Annotated in this window: 14 protein-coding genes and 1 other annotated feature; of the genes, 4 read left to right on the forward strand and 10 right to left on the reverse strand. The window is 52.3% G+C overall.

Annotation, left to right across the window (positions count from 1 at the left end; all coding sequences use genetic code 11):
* Positions 1-168: 168 nt before the first annotated feature.
* The 9 genes from hisIE to hisL form a co-directional block, all read right to left on the reverse strand.
* Positions 169-780 carry a bifunctional phosphoribosyl-AMP cyclohydrolase/phosphoribosyl-ATP diphosphatase HisIE gene (hisIE, locus tag BEA93_RS06790; RefSeq protein ID WP_000954922.1) on the reverse strand — a complete coding sequence of 204 codons (612 nt, stop codon included), beginning with the start codon at positions 778-780 and terminating at the stop codon, positions 169-171.
* Positions 774-1,550 (reverse strand): imidazole glycerol phosphate synthase subunit HisF, encoded by a 777-nt coding sequence (hisF, locus tag BEA93_RS06795; RefSeq protein ID WP_000880156.1) that lies wholly within the window; start codon positions 1,548-1,550, stop codon positions 774-776. The genes hisIE and hisF overlap by 7 nt, the downstream gene beginning before the upstream one ends.
* Positions 1,532-2,269, reverse strand: coding sequence for a 1-(5-phosphoribosyl)-5-[(5-phosphoribosylamino)methylideneamino]imidazole-4-carboxamide isomerase (gene hisA / locus BEA93_RS06800; protein WP_105224932.1), 738 nt, complete (start codon positions 2,267-2,269; stop codon positions 1,532-1,534). Before hisA ends, hisF begins: the two co-directional genes overlap by 19 nt.
* Entirely contained in the window at positions 2,269-2,859 is a 591-nt protein-coding gene (gene hisH, locus BEA93_RS06805; RefSeq protein WP_001103560.1) for an imidazole glycerol phosphate synthase subunit HisH, read from the reverse strand. The genes hisA and hisH overlap by 1 nt, the downstream gene beginning before the upstream one ends.
* Positions 2,859-3,926 carry a bifunctional histidinol-phosphatase/imidazoleglycerol-phosphate dehydratase HisB gene (gene hisB / locus BEA93_RS06810; RefSeq protein WP_001516610.1) on the reverse strand — a complete coding sequence of 356 codons (1,068 nt, stop codon included), beginning with the start codon at positions 3,924-3,926 and terminating at the stop codon, positions 2,859-2,861. Before hisB ends, hisH begins: the two co-directional genes overlap by 1 nt.
* Positions 3,926-4,996, reverse strand: coding sequence for a histidinol-phosphate transaminase (gene hisC, locus BEA93_RS06815; RefSeq protein WP_000108967.1), 1,071 nt, complete (start codon positions 4,994-4,996; stop codon positions 3,926-3,928). Before hisC ends, hisB begins: the two co-directional genes overlap by 1 nt.
* A complete protein-coding gene (gene hisD, locus BEA93_RS06820; RefSeq protein WP_105224931.1) occupies positions 4,993-6,297 on the reverse strand; it encodes a histidinol dehydrogenase in 1,305 nt (434 codons plus the stop codon). Before hisD ends, hisC begins: the two co-directional genes overlap by 4 nt.
* A 5-nt stretch (positions 6,298-6,302) precedes the next feature.
* Positions 6,303-7,202 carry an ATP phosphoribosyltransferase gene (gene hisG, locus BEA93_RS06825; RefSeq protein ID WP_000131781.1) on the reverse strand — a complete coding sequence of 300 codons (900 nt, stop codon included), beginning with the start codon at positions 7,200-7,202 and terminating at the stop codon, positions 6,303-6,305.
* A 46-nt stretch (positions 7,203-7,248) separates the two neighbouring features.
* Positions 7,249-7,372: a sequence feature (His leader region), on the reverse strand.
* Positions 7,348-7,398, reverse strand: a complete 51-nt coding sequence (hisL, locus tag BEA93_RS06835; protein WP_001364200.1) for a his operon leader peptide — start codon at positions 7,396-7,398, stop codon at positions 7,348-7,350. Its footprint overlaps the feature before it by 25 nt.
* Before the next feature lie 425 nt (positions 7,399-7,823).
* On the opposite strand from hisL, the gene BEA93_RS06840 reads away from it, so the two are divergent.
* The 4 genes from BEA93_RS06840 to plaP all read left to right on the forward strand — a co-directional run bounded on the left by BEA93_RS06840 (position 7,824) and on the right by plaP (position 11,248).
* Positions 7,824-8,648, forward strand: a complete 825-nt coding sequence (locus BEA93_RS06840; RefSeq protein ID WP_016248869.1) for an SDR family oxidoreductase — start codon at positions 7,824-7,826, stop codon at positions 8,646-8,648.
* Between the two features lie 45 nt (positions 8,649-8,693).
* Positions 8,694-9,623, forward strand: coding sequence for a LysR substrate-binding domain-containing protein (locus tag BEA93_RS06845; RefSeq protein WP_105224930.1), 930 nt, complete (start codon positions 8,694-8,696; stop codon positions 9,621-9,623).
* A gap of 214 nt (positions 9,624-9,837) precedes the next feature.
* Entirely contained in the window at positions 9,838-9,900 is a 63-nt protein-coding gene (gene yoeI / locus BEA93_RS06850) for a membrane protein YoeI (RefSeq protein ID WP_097433929.1), read from the forward strand.
* Complete coding sequence (gene plaP, locus BEA93_RS06855; RefSeq protein WP_000019194.1) at positions 9,890-11,248, forward strand: putrescine/proton symporter PlaP; 1,359 nt, start codon at positions 9,890-9,892, stop codon at positions 11,246-11,248. Before yoeI ends, plaP begins: the two co-directional genes overlap by 11 nt.
* Positions 11,249-11,322: 74 nt before the next feature.
* Here the strand turns inward: plaP and sbcB are convergent, their stop codons facing one another.
* Positions 11,323-12,750: an exodeoxyribonuclease I gene (sbcB, locus tag BEA93_RS06860; RefSeq protein ID WP_001516606.1), complete on the reverse strand. Its 1,428-nt coding sequence runs from the start codon at positions 12,748-12,750 to the stop codon at positions 11,323-11,325.
* Positions 12,751-12,765: the final 15 nt, after the last annotated feature.

Genomic DNA, 12,765 nt, shown 5'->3' on the forward strand with positions numbered 1-12,765 from the left:
AACAAAATGGGCAGGGTGGTGACACCTTGCCCATTTTTTTGCCGAATGTGATGCTGGCGCATCTTATCCAGCCTGCGTGTGCAGAGAGAATGTGTAGGCACGATAAGCTTGCGCATCGGGCAATGGCTCCGGATGCGACAACAATATCGCATCCGCTTACCCCGTAACTCACTGATGCCGTTTGCGCAGGTTTTCAATCACCGTCGTTAAATCCAGATCCTGATCCTGCAACAACACCAGCAGGTGATACATCAAGTCAGACGCCTCGTTAGTCAGCTCAAAGCGGTCATGTACTGTCGCGGCCAGTGCGGTTTCCACGCCTTCTTCTCCTACTTTCTGTGCGATGCGTTTGGTGCCACTGGCATACAGTTTGGCGGTGTAGGAGGTTTCCGGATCGGCAGATTTGCGTTCAGCGAGCAGTTGTTCAAGCTGGTAGAGAAACAACCACTGGTGAGCGGTATCGCCAAAACAACTGCTGGTGCCTTTGTGGCAGGTTGGGCCGATGGGATTCGCCAGCACCAGCAGGGTGTCGTTGTCGCAGTCCGGTGCAATGCTGACTACGTTGAGGAAGTTCCCCGACGTTTCACCTTTAGTCCACAGTCGCTGTTTGGTGCGTGAGAAAAAAGTGACTTTGCCGCTTTCGATGGTTTTATCCAGCGCTTGCGGGTTCATGTAGCCCAGCATTAACACTTCGCCAGATACCGCGTGTTGCACAATCACTGGCATCAGTCCGTCGGTTTTTTCCCAGTCCAGTTCGCGGCGTTGTTGTTCTGTTAACATATCCTGATCTCCACGCCCTGTGTTGCCAGGTACGCTTTTAATTCACCAATATTGATTATTTGTTTGTGGAATACGGAAGCTGCCAGCGCGCCGTCAACGTCGGCATCGCGGAAGGCTTCAAGGAAGTGTTCCATAGTGCCTGCGCCACCGGAGGCAATCAGCGGGACGTGGCAAACTTCACGCACTTTTTTCAGTTGTTCGAGGTCGTAACCGTTACGCACGCCGTCCTGATTCATCATGTTGAGGACGATTTCTCCGGCTCCGCGTTTTTGCACTTCCTGTACCCAGTCGAGCGTTTCCCACTGCGTAACGCGGGTACGGCTTTCATCGCCGGTATATTGATTAACGTGATATTTGCCGGTTTCGGCGTCGTACCAGGTATCAATACCGACCACAATACACTGCACGCCAAAACGATCTGCCAGACGGGTGATCAATGTCGGATCGGCCAGTGCAGGGGAGTTGATGGAGATTTTATCCGCACCAAAGGAAAGAATTTTCGCGGCGTCATCCAGCGACTTAATCCCACCCGCCACGCAGAACGGAATGTCGATCACTTCCGCCACGCGAGATACCCAGCTTTTATCTACCACGCGGCCATCGCTGGAAGCGGTGATATCGTAGAACACCAGTTCGTCTGCACCTTCTTCGGCGTAGCGTTTTGCCAGCGGCACAATATCGCCAATGATTTCATGGTTGCGAAACTGTACGCCTTTCACCACCTGACCATCACGAACGTCAAGACACGGAATTATGCGTTTTGCCAGCATGCGATGGCCTCCTTCACGGTGAATTTACCTTCCAGTAATGCCCGGCCAACTATTACGCCGCGCACGCCAGTGCCACGCAGGGCAGCGACATCTTCAATGTTGCCAATACCGCCGGAGGACTGAAACGCCACCTGTGGATATCTGGCGCAGACTTCTTCATATAAAGAGACGTTAGAACCTGCCAGCGTGCCGTCGCGCGCGATATCGGTACACAGCACATGTTTCAGGCCGACGGGCAGATAGGTTTCCACCAGTTGTTCCAGCGAAACGCCTGAGTTCTCTTGCCAGCCGCTGACTGCCACCTGTTTGTTGCCTTGCTCGTCAATACGGACATCCAGCGCCAGCACTAAGGCATCGGCACCAAAACGTTCAAACCAGCCTTTCACCATTTCTGGTGACTTCACCGCGGTGGAGCCAACCACCACGCGTGCAACGCCTGCTTCCAGTAACGCCGCCACGTCTTCTTCGCTACGCACGCCGCCGCCAACCTGCACCGGAACGTTAACGCCCGCGACCAGGGTTTTAATCAGCGGGATTTGACGTTTAGCCGGATCTTTTGCCCCTGTCAGATCCACCAGGTGCAGCACTTCAGCACCTTGGGCGGCGTAATCCTGTAAGCGCGGCAGCGGGTCGTTGCCATAATCACGCTGCTTGCCGTAATCGCCCTGATGGAGACGCACCACGGTGCCGTCGATTAAATCTAATGCCGGAATAATCATTACATCTCCAGGAAGTTTTTCAGCAACTTAGCGCCAGCGGCACCGGAGCGTTCCGGGTGGAACTGCACGCCATAGAAGTTATCTTTTTGTACCGCCGCGGTGAACGGTTCGCCGTAGTTGCACTGGGCGATGGTCCACGGATTGACCGGCATGGCGTAGCTGTGAACAAAGTAAAAGTACGCGCCGTCTTCAATCCCCTGAAACAGGCGGTTGCCAGCCTGTGGGTAAACGCGGTTCCAGCCCATATGCGGCAATGGCAGACCAAAGTCGGTCATTTTCGGTACATCCTCGTCGATGATGCCCAGCAAATCGACGCCGTTGCTCTCTTCGCTGCGTCGCCCCAGCAGTTGCATTCCTAAACAGATGCCCAGCACCGGTTGAGTACAGGCTTTGATGAGATCAAACAGTTCGCGCTCACGCACCTGGTCCATCGCCGCTTGCGCGGTGCCAACGCCGGGTAAAAACAGTTTATCGGCCAGCAACACGACGTCCGGGTCACGGCTGACCTTTGGTTCATAGCCGTGACGCGCAATGGCAGACTTCACCGAGTTCAGGTTGGCGCAGCCGGTATCAAGGATCACCACGTTCATTACAGCACTCCTTTCGACGAGGGCAGGGTGTCACCTTCCACGCGGATGGCCTGGCGCAGGGTGCGACCAAAGGCTTTGAACAGGCTCTCTACACGGTGGTGATCGTTTTTACCTTTGGTTTTCAGGTGCAGAGTCACGCCCATGGTGTAAGAGAGTGAACGGAAGAAGTGTTCGATCATTTCGGTGCTGAGATCGCCCACGCGCTGGTAGGTAAACTCAGCTTTATATTCCAGGTGCGGGCGACCAGAGATATCCAGCGCGCAGCGTGCGAGGCATTCATCCATCGGCAAGACAAAACCAAACCGGCAGATGCCGCGTTTGTCGCCAAGGGCAATTTTTAACGCTTCGCCCAGCGCCAGCCCGGTATCTTCGACGGTGTGGTGATCGTCAATATAGAGATCGCCTTTAACGTTGATTTCCATACGGAAACCACCGTGGGTGGCAATCTGATCCAGCATGTGATCAAAGAAACCAACACCAGTGTTAATCTTGCTGCCACCTTCGCGATCCAGCCACACCTGAACGTCAATCTGCGTCTCTTTGGTGTTGCGCACTACGTGGGCATAACGATCGCGTTTAGTGAGTTGCTCACCAATCATCGGCCAGTTCAGGGTTTCGCGGTTGTAGCGTAAACCATTAATACCCATGTTTTCAGCAAGTTGAATATCGGTCGCACGATCGCCAATCACGTAACTGCTGGCGCGATCCATCGCCTGCTCAGCGAGATAACGCTCCACCAGTTTTACCTTCGGCTTGCGGCAGTCACATTCATCGTCGGGCAGGTGCGGGCAAATCAGCACTTCATCAAACTGCACGCCTTGCGAGGTAAAGATCTGCATCATCAGATTGTGCGGGCCATCGAAATCCGCCTGCGGGAAACGTTGTGTTCCAAGACCATCCTGGTTGGTGATCATCACCAGCTTATAGCCTGCTTTTTGCAGCTTCAGCAGTTCCGGGATCACGCCCGGTTCAAAGGCGAGTTTGTCAAAACGGTCCACCTGAAAATCACTCGGCGGCTCGCTAATCAGGGTTCCATCGCGATCGATAAAAAGATACTTCTGACTCATCAAACTTGCTCCGCACGTAAGGCGTCAATGACGCGCTGGCTTTCTTCACGGGTTCCGACGGTAATTCGCAGGCAGCCGCTTAAAGAGGGTTGTTTATTCTGATCACGTAAGATAATGCCCTGATCCCACAAAGATTTAAACACTGCGCTGGAGGCTTTAAAGCGTGCCAGAATGTAGTTGGTTTCGGAGTCGAAAACCTGCTCCACGCAGGGGATCTCTTTCAATGCGGCAATCAGGTATTCGCGTTCTGCAATAATTTGCGCCACTCGTTCGCGCATGGCGACGATCCCCTGCGGGCTTAACGCCTGTGCCGCAATGTCGGCAACCGGCGTTGAGAGTGGGTAGGGGGCGATCACTTTCATCAGCAGGTTGATGACTTCTTCGTTTGCCAGCGTAAACCCACAACGGAGACCCGCCAGAGCAAAAGCTTTCGAAAGGGTGCGCAAAATAGCCAGGTGCGGATATTCCGCCAGCCAGCCCGCCAGCGATGCCTGCGGGCAAAACTCAATATAGGCTTCATCGGCAACCACAATGGCTTTTCCGCGGGTTAACTCCAGCAGAGTGCGAAAATCTTGCGGATTGATCAGTTGCCCGGTCGGGTTGTTAGGGCTGCAAACATAAACCACTTTCACGCCGTCCAGCTTGTCGGAAATCCCCTGCAAGTCCAGTTGCCAGTTTTCCAGCGTCGGCACCGTGCGACACTCGACGCCAATGGTTTCGGCGCTGACGCTATACATGCCGTACGTTGGCGGGCAATAGAGGATGGCATCTTTACCCGGTTCACAAAAGGCGCGAATCAGTAGTTCAATGCCTTCGTCTGCGCCGCGGCTGACCAGCACTTGTTCCGGTTTTACGCCAGCATATTGCGCGTAATTTTCAATAACCGCTTTTGGCTGACATTCCGGATAGCGGTTGAGCGTTTGCTGAGTGAGCTGAAACTCCACGGCTGTAGGATATTCGTTGGCGTTCAGCCAGACATCGCCGTTACCGCCCAGTCGACGCGCTGACTGATATGGCGTCAGGTTGCGGACGTTTTCACGCGCTAAATCGGTAATAGTCACGGTGCTCATGCTTGCTCCTTAAGGGCGTTGACACGTAAAGTCACGGCATTTTTGTGGGCTGTCAGGCGTTCGGCGGTAGCCAGCGTTTCAATGGTCGAAGCCAACGCAGAGAAACCCTCTTTCGACAATTCCTGCACGGTCATGCGCTTCTGGAAATCCGCCAGTCCGAGGCTGGAACAGGTGGCGGTGTAACCGTAAGTCGGTAGAACGTGGTTGGTGCCGGAGGCGTAGTCACCTGCCGATTCCGGTGACCAGTCACCAAGAAATACCGAACCGGCGCTGGTGATGCTATCGACCAGTTCGCGGGCGTTGCGGGTTTGAATAATCAGGTGTTCCGGGCCGTACTGATTGGAGATTGTCACGCACTGCGCTAAATCGTTGGTCACAATCAGGCGGCTGGTGAGCAGTGCCTGGCGTGCAGTTTCAGCACGCGGTAACTCTGCAAGTTGACGTTCTACAGCTTCGGCAACGCGGCGTGCCATATCGGCGTCGGGCGTCAGTAAGATCACCTGTGAATCCGGGCCGTGCTCAGCCTGAGAGAGCAAATCTGAAGCCACGAAGTCCGGCGTTGCGCCGCTATCGGCAATCACCAGCACTTCCGACGGGCCTGCGGGCATATCGATTGCTACACCGTCCAGACGCTGGCTCACCTGACGTTTCGCTTCAGTCACAAAGGCGTTACCCGGTCCGAAAATTTTGTCCACTTTCGGCACGGATTCAGTACCAAAGGCCAGTGCGGCAATGGCTTGTGCGCCACCGACGTTAAACACGTCCTGCACGCCGCACAGTTGCGCCGCGTAGAGGATCTCATCGGCAATCGGCGGCGGTGAGCACAGCACCACTTTATTACAACCGGCAATACGCGCTGGAGTCGCCAGCATTAATACGGTTGAGAAGAGTGGGGCAGAGCCGCCAGGAATATACAAACCCACTGAAGCTACCGGGCGCGTGACTTGCTGGCAACGTACGCCTGGCTGGGTTTCGACATCTACCGTCGGCAGTTTTTGCGCATTGTGGAAGGTTTCAATGTTCTTTACTGCTACCGCCATCGCCTGTTTCAGGTCGTCGCTCAGGCGTTCGCAGGCTGCGGCGATTTCTTCAGCAGACACTTTCAGCGCGGTAACCTTGGTTTTATCAAACTTCGCGCTGTATTCCCGTAAGGCGTCATCGCCGCGTGCTTTCACGTTATCTAAAATTTCACGGACGATACGGGTGATGCTTTCTGAGGCGGAGATCGCCGGGCGCATTAACAGTTGGCGTTGTTGCTCCGCAGTACAGCTATTCCAGTCAATGATTGTGTTAAAGCTCATGGCTATTACTCCATCATCTTCTCAATTGGCAGGACCAGAATCGAACTCGCGCCCAGTTCCTTCAGTTTTTCCATCGTTTCCCAGAACAGGGTTTCGCTACTCACCATGTGCATGGCGACGCGCTGTTGATCACCCGCCAGCGGCAGAATGGTTGGTCGTTCGGCACCTGGCAGCAGGGCGATGACATCATCCAGACGCTCGGTTGGTGCATGCATCATGATGTATTTCGATTCACGCGCCTGAATTACGCCCTGAATACGGGTCAGTAGCTTGTCGATTAGTTGCTGTTTGGATTCTTCCATTTCACCATCGCGCTGGATCAGGCAGGCTTTCGAGCGGTAGATAACTTCCACTTCGCGCAGGCCGTTGGCCTCTAGGGTGGCACCGGTGGAAACCAGATCGCAAATCGCATCCGCCAGTCCGGCGCGCGGAGCAACTTCGACAGAACCGTTCAATAAGCAGGATTTGAAAGAGATACCTTTCTGGTCGAGATAACGCTTGAGCAAGTGAGGATAAGAGGTGGCGATACGTTTACCGTTTAAGGAGAGCGGGCCGTCCCAGGCTTCATCAACGGGCGTTGCCAGTGAAAGGCGACAGCCACCGAAATCAAGACGGCGCAGGGTAAAGTAGCGCGGATCTTCACCCTGGGCGCGGCGGTTGAGCAACTCTTCTTCCAGTACGTTCTCACCGATGATCCCGAGGTCTACCACGCCATCCATTACCAGACCGGGAATGTCGTCGTCACGCACGCGCAGAATATCAATCGGCATGTTTTCTGCCATCGCGATCAGGCGCTGGGTGTGAAGATTAATTTTAATGCCGCAGCGCGCCAGCAATTCGCGTGAATCATCACTTAAACGGCCGGATTTTTGCATAGCTATGCGTAAACGAGTGTTGTCTGTCATTTTCTTATTCCTCTTTTAACCTGTCTGAATCGTTATCAACCGCGCAATAAAAAAGCCCCCGGAAGGTGATCTTCCGGGGGCTTTCTCATGCGTTCATGCACCACTGGAAGATCTGAATGTCTTCCAGCACACATCGCCTGAAAGACTAGTCAGGATGATGGTGATGATGGTGGTGTTTAAATTGAACGCGTGTCATAAAAATCTCTGTGAATGTTTATTCAACTGATGCCTTTTAACCTAAACCACTTTCACGATAGAAAGCAAGGGCTTTTTTATATATTTTGCGGTGATAGATTTGTTTAATGAATGAGCAGGGAAAGAAGGGCGTTAAGAGTGACTACGTTAAAAAAAGTAATCGTGAAAACATGTTTTAAAACCCTCAAGAACATTGTGTTCTGTAACTAAAGTGGCCTTTGTTCATGCCGGATGCGGCGTGAACGCCTTATCTGGCCTACAAATGTTTCCTAAATTCAATATATTGGTGTTTTTGTAGGCCTGATAAGCGGAGCGCATCAGGCAATTGTACATTTGCTAACAGCTTCGATTCATTCATAGAATGAATTGTCAGTTTTGATACGCTGGCGTAGCCTTATAGATCTAAGGTGTATCAGGAGAAAACGGATGAAAAAGGTCGCAATTGTCGGGTTAGGGTGGTTAGGTATGCCGCTGGCGATGTCACTTTCAGCGCGGGGCTGGCAAGTCACCGGGAGTAAAACCACACAAGATGGCGTCGAAGCGGCCCGAATGAGTGGGATTGATAGCTATACGCTTCGCATGGATCCCGAGTTAGTTTGCGATTCTGACGATCTGGATGCCCTGATGGATGCTGATGCGTTGGTCATTACGCTTCCGGCGCGACGCAGCGGTCCTGGCGACGAGTTCTATTTGCAGGCAGTGCAAGAGCTGGTAGACAGCGCGCTGGCTCACCATATTCCCCGCATTATTTTCACCAGTTCAACCTCTGTCTATGGCGATGCGCAAGGCATAGTAAAAGAAACCACACCACGCAATCCCGTGACCAACAGTGGACGAGTGTTAAAAGAACTCGAAGACTGGCTGCACAATTTACCTGGTACTTCGGTCGATATTTTGCGTCTTGCTGGCCTGGTGGGGCCGGGGCGTCATCCAGGGCGCTTCTTTGCCGGAAAAACTGCGCCAGACGGTGAACACGGCGTCAATTTAGTTCACCTGGAAGATGTTATTGGCGCTATCACTCTGTTGTTACAGGCACCTAAAGGCGGACACATCTATAATATATGTGCGCCAGCTCACCCTGCGCGTAATGTTTTCTATCCGCAGATGGCCCGTTTACTGGGGCTGGAACCTCCGCAGTTCAGAAACAGCCTGGACAGCGGCAAAGGTAAAATTATTGATGGCAGCCGGATCTGTAATGAATTGGGATTTGAATACCAGTATCCCGATCCACTGGTAATGCCGCTGGAGTAAAGCATCACGCCAGCAGAATGCCGCATACACCGCAAGGGGGCGTGTATGAAACCACTGCTGGATGTGTTGATGATCCTCGATGCCTTAGAAAAAGAGGGCAGTTTTGCGGCGGCGTCAGCCAAACTGTACAAGACGCCGTCTGCGCTGAGTTACACCGTTCATAAGCTGGAAAGTGATCTTAATATTCAATTGCTTGATCGCAGCGGTCACCGCGCTAAATTCACCCGCACCGGAAAAATGTTATTAGAGAAAGGGCGGGAAATTCTTCACACTGTTCATGAGCTGGAAAAACAGGCAATAAAACTTCACGAAGGCTGGGAGAACGAGCTGATTATCGGGGTTGATGACACCTTTCCTTTTTCTCTGCTTGCGCCACTTATTGAACTCTTTTATCAACATCACAGTGTAACGCGGTTGAAATTTATCAATGGCGTGCTCGGTGGTTCCTGGGAGGCGCTGACCCAGGGCCGGGCAGATATTATTGTCGGCGCTATGCACGAGCCGCCATCTTCCAGCGAATTTGGTTTTTCTCGTCTGGGTGATCTGGAGCAAGTGTTCGCTGTGGCACCCCATCATCCGTTAGCGCTGGAAGAAGAACCGTTAAATCGACGAATCATTAAACGATATCGGGCGATAGTCGTCGGTGACACTGCGCAGGCAGCCGCGTCTACAGCTTCACAAATACTTGATGAACAAGAAGCTATTACCGTATTTGATTTTAAAACCAAGCTGGAGCTGCAAATCAGTGGTCTTGGTTGTGGTTATTTACCCCGTTATCTGGCGCAACGCTTTCTTGATAGTGGTGCGTTAATCGAGAAGAAAGTGGTCGCGCAAACCCTCTTTGAACCTGTCTGGATTGGCTGGAACGAACAAACCGCAGGGCTTGCCAGTGTGTGGTGGCGAGACGAGATTTTAGCAAATAGTGCTATCGCCGGTGTTTATGCAAAATCTGGTGACGGAAAATCAGCCATTTAAATAAAAAATCATCTGTCAAGCCCCTCATTCTCTTGTCATTTACCCCCCATTTAGGCACAATGCGCCGCTGTCAAAAAATGACTAAAAACCGACGTTTTATCCGCGTCGGTTATTTTTTGCTTCAAACCAATCATTCATACCAAGAGGCCGGGCTTCGTACCGGATAGATATTTACTAAAAATCGACAGTTGTTGTCGCTGAGGAATCCAAAAAAATGGGGCAATTTTTTGCTTACGCGACGGTTATCACCGTAAAGGAGAATAACCATGTCGCATAACGTTACTCCAAACACCTCTCGCGTGGAATTGCGTAAAACGCTTACGTTAGTTCCGGTTGTAATGATGGGTCTTGCCTATATGCAGCCGATGACGCTGTTTGATACTTTTGGTATCGTTTCAGGCCTCACGGATGGTCATGTGCCGACAGCCTATGCGTTCGCATTGATTGCGATCCTGTTCACGGCTCTGAGCTACGGGAAGTTGGTTCGCCGCTATCCTTCTGCTGGCTCTGCGTACACTTACGCCCAGAAATCTATTAGCCCGACCGTTGGCTTTATGGTGGGTTGGTCTTCTCTGCTCGACTATCTGTTCGCGCCGATGATCAACATCCTGTTGGCGAAAATCTATTTTGAAGCTCTGGTGCCTTCCATCCCATCGTGGATGTTTGTGGTGGCGCTGGTGGCCTTTATGACTGCCTTTAACCTGCGTAGCCTGAAATCCGTAGCGAACTTCAACACCGTCATTGTGGTGTTGCAGATTGTGCTGATCGCGGTGATTCTGGGCATGGTGGTCTACGGCGTATTTGAAGGTGAAGGCGCTGGTACGCTGGCGAGCACCCGTCCGTTCTGGTCTGGCGATGCGCATGTCATCCCGATGATTACCGGTGCGACGATCCTGTGCTTCTCCTTTACCGGTTTTGACGGCATCAGCAACCTGTCGGAAGAAACCAAAGATGCAGAGCGCGTGATCCCGCGTGCGATTTTCCTGACCGCGCTGATCGGCGGTATGATCTTCATCTTTGCGACCTACTTCCTGCAACTGTACTTCCCGGATATCTCTCGCTTTAAAGATCCGGATGCGTCACAGCCTGAAATCATGCTGTATGTTGCGGGGAAAGCGTTCCAGGTTGGCGCGCTGATCTTCTCCACCATTACCGTACTGGCGTCTGGTATGGCGGCGCACGCAGGCGTAGCGCGTCTGATGTACGTGATGGGGCGTGACGGCGTGTTCCCGAAAAGTTTCTTCGGTTATGTACACCCGAAATGGCGTACTCCGGCGATGAACATCATCCTGGTTGGTGCGATTGCTCTGCTGGCAATCAACTTTGACCTGGTAATGGCAACGGCGCTGATTAACTTTGGTGCGCTGGTGGCGTTCACCTTCGTTAACCTGTCGGTTATCTCGCAGTTCTGGATCCGTGAGAAGCGTAACAAGACGCTGAAAGATCACTTCCAGTATCTGTTCCTGCCGATGTGTGGTGCGCTGACCGTTGGTGCGCTGTGGGTTAACCTGGAAGAAAGCTCGATGGTTCTGGGGCTGATCTGGGCGGCTATCGGTCTGATTTACCTGGCTTGCGTAACTAAGAGCTTCCGCAACCCGGTTCCGCAGTACGAAGACGTTGCATAATTTTATAAAACCGGATGGTGTCATCATCCGGTAAGTCTCAAAAAGCCGGAGTTTAACGCTCCGGCTTTTTTGTATCAGACGATCTCTTCCGCGTACTGCCAAAGCGCCTTTAACAGTGCCACTTTCTCTTTATCATCGGCATATTGCTGCGCCAGCATCTGCAGTTCATCAGCATAGCCTTGCAAAAACTCTGGAGTGAAGACCTGACGGCGATGCTCCAGCCAGCGTTGCTGTTCGGCGTAATCTAACGTGCCGGGGAAGTTACGCGCCCGATAATTGAACAACAGCTTCTCTATGCGTTTATCGACAAAGGTGATATCCAGTGCCGGTAAGTTACGTGGCTCGGTTTCCAGCACAATTTTCATTGCCGCGCGATCGGCGTCACTGAAAAAGCCATTATAAAGCTGGGCATCCACGTTATCTGAAGGCATAAACGGTTCGGCTTCAGCAAATATTGCCACCACTTTTTCGCGCACTTGCGGGTTTTCACGCAAAATTTTCAGGTTATCAAGGCAATGCTGACGATTAATTCCCAGACGGTCGGCATCCTCCGGGCGAAGTGTATTCGCCTGTGCCAGCACCGGACATTTATTAATATGCACCAGCTTAACCGGGACTGCGGCGTTATTGCCCAGATCGGCTTTTGCGGTATACAGACGCTCGCGCAGCATGTCGCTATCCAGTTCCAGTAATGGCGAAATATCTCCAGCTAAATCCACCATAATCACGGCATTGCGATTTTCAGGATGCCACGCCAGCGGCGCAACCCAACTGGTATTGCCGCGCCACGCACCAAACATGCCGGAAACGTGCACCAGTGGTTTCATCTGTGGCACATCAATCAATGCCATCAGTTTGTGCTTATTACGATGGGTAAAGAGATAATCAAACAGGCGTGGCTGACGCGTTTTCACCAGCTTCGCCATCGCGATAGTGGCGTATACATCGGCCATCGCATCGTGGGCGTTGCTATGCTCTATACCATTCGCTTTGGTTAAATGTTCAAGACGAAAACTCGGCAGACCGTCATCATTTTCAGGCCAGTTGATCCCCTCCGGACGTAGGGCATAACAGGCACGCATGACGTCCAGCAGATCCCAGCGAGAGTTATCATGCTGCCAGCTCCAGGCATAGGGATCGTAGAAATTACGATAAAAAACATTGCGCGTGACTTCGTCGTCGAAACGCACATTGTTGTAACCAAGAATGCAGGTTTTCGGTACGGTAAAAAGCGAGTGGATGCGGGCGGCAAAGGCGGCTTCGTTTTCTCCTTTCGCCCGTGCTTCCTGCGGTGTGATGCCGGTGATTAACACCGCCCCTGGTTGAGGTAAATAATCATCAGCAGGTTTGCAGTAAAAGACTTCTGGTTCGCCAATGATATTGAATTCGCTATCGGTGCGAATGGCGGCAAACTGCGCAGGGCGATCTAACGCGGGGTGCGTGCCAAAGGTTTCGTAATCGTGAAACAAAAAGGTAGATTGTTGCTTACCGTCATTCATCATTAGGTTAAATCCGTT

Origin of the sequence: Escherichia sp. MOD1-EC5950 (assembly GCF_002965345.1) — a bacterium.
Taxonomy (GTDB): domain Bacteria; phylum Pseudomonadota; class Gammaproteobacteria; order Enterobacterales; family Enterobacteriaceae; genus Escherichia; species Escherichia marmotae.

Bases quoted from the DNA above. Each gene is read 5' to 3' on its own strand.
- hisA (WP_105224932.1), bottom strand. From the start codon at position 2,269: ATGATTATTCCGGCATTAGATTTAATCGACGGCACCGTGGTGCGTCTC.
- hisD (WP_105224931.1), bottom strand. From the start codon at position 6,297: ATGAGCTTTAACACAATCATTGACTGGAATAGCTGTACTGCGGAGCAA.
- hisH (WP_001103560.1), bottom strand. From the start codon at position 2,859: ATGAACGTGGTGATCCTTGATACCGGCTGCGCCAACCTGAACTCGGTG.
- BEA93_RS06840 (WP_016248869.1), top strand. From the start codon at position 7,824: ATGAAAAAGGTCGCAATTGTCGGGTTAGGGTGGTTAGGTATGCCGCTG.
- sbcB (WP_001516606.1), bottom strand. From the start codon at position 12,750: ATGATGAATGACGGTAAGCAACAATCTACCTTTTTGTTTCACGATTAC.
- plaP (WP_000019194.1), top strand. From the start codon at position 9,890: ATGTCGCATAACGTTACTCCAAACACCTCTCGCGTGGAATTGCGTAAA.
- BEA93_RS06845 (WP_105224930.1), top strand. From the start codon at position 8,694: ATGAAACCACTGCTGGATGTGTTGATGATCCTCGATGCCTTAGAAAAA.
- hisIE (WP_000954922.1), bottom strand. From the start codon at position 780: ATGTTAACAGAACAACAACGCCGCGAACTGGACTGGGAAAAAACCGAC.
- hisB (WP_001516610.1), bottom strand. From the start codon at position 3,926: ATGAGTCAGAAGTATCTTTTTATCGATCGCGATGGAACCCTGATTAGC.
- hisF (WP_000880156.1), bottom strand. From the start codon at position 1,550: ATGCTGGCAAAACGCATAATTCCGTGTCTTGACGTTCGTGATGGTCAG.
- hisG (WP_000131781.1), bottom strand. From the start codon at position 7,202: ATGACAGACAACACTCGTTTACGCATAGCTATGCAAAAATCCGGCCGT.
- hisC (WP_000108967.1), bottom strand. From the start codon at position 4,996: ATGAGCACCGTGACTATTACCGATTTAGCGCGTGAAAACGTCCGCAAC.